This is a genomic window from Ideonella sp. P3_A4 (assembly GCF_056403075.1).
Genome location: NZ_JBFUGE010001300.1, coordinates 1 through 696, shown reverse-complemented (window position 1 = coordinate 696; position 696 = coordinate 1). Strand labels below are relative to the sequence as shown.

Genomic DNA, 696 nt, shown 5'->3' with positions numbered 1-696 from the left:
GTGCATCTCCGGTGCCTAACCCCTCCGTCAAGGGGACCTGCCTGCGGCAGGCCCCTTACGTCGAACGTTAGGCCCAATCATGTCGAAAGCGTTTATGAGATCTCGACTTGCCGCCATAGCCGCGTTCACCATATTGACAGGCTGTGCCTCCTATAGAGAACCATCCCTCCCAGCTGATCAAATCGCAACTATTGAGGGGGCCAAGCAGGGTGCGGACGGCCTTTCCATCGAGGCAATCGATGGGACTCCTGTGCGCTTGGCAGGAATTTCAAGCTTCAAGCGTTTTAAGGTCTCTGCAGGAGAGCATGTTGTGGACGTAAGGTTTTTTGTTAGAGACGGCCTCCTCCTAGGAAGCACAAAAGTCCCTGTCACGCTCGCAGCCGGCAAGTCATATGTACTTCACGCCCGGCGTACCAGCTACAACAAATACGAGGCTTGGGTCGAAGAGTTGAAGGCACCGTAGTGCGGTCTATCGTGGCACGTTCGTCTTCATACGCAAGGCTTGAGTTCAACGTTGAAGTGCAACACCCCGCGGACGGCCGAATGCTTCGGCCGGAGTCCTGAATCCTAGTCTTTCTCTTGGCCGGCTGTTGAGTTCACCCGCAATGCGGTCGCACTCGGCTTGGGTCAGCCCCTTCAAGCACATGCCCTTGGGCAGGTACTGCCGAAGCAACCCGTTGGTGTTTTCGTTCGTTC

At 56.0% G+C, this 696-nt stretch carries 1 protein-coding gene and 1 pseudogene; one reads left to right on the top strand and one right to left on the bottom strand.

Annotated elements, in window-relative coordinates:
* Positions 1-79 precede the first annotated feature (79 nt).
* Positions 80-463 (top strand): hypothetical protein, encoded by a 384-nt coding sequence (locus AC1DYI_RS37670; protein ID WP_477209154.1) that lies wholly within the window; start codon positions 80-82, stop codon positions 461-463.
* Positions 464-508: 45 nt separating this feature from the next.
* On the opposite strand, the pseudogene AC1DYI_RS37665 reads toward AC1DYI_RS37670, so the two are convergent.
* Positions 509-696, bottom strand: a pseudogene (locus tag AC1DYI_RS37665) (IS30 family transposase); the annotation flags it as partial.

What these genes read in the sequence shown, in the direction of transcription:
- AC1DYI_RS37670 (WP_477209154.1), top strand. Translation starts at nt 80, where the DNA reads ATGTCGAAAGCGTTTATGAGATCTCGACTTGCCGCCATAGCCGCGTTC.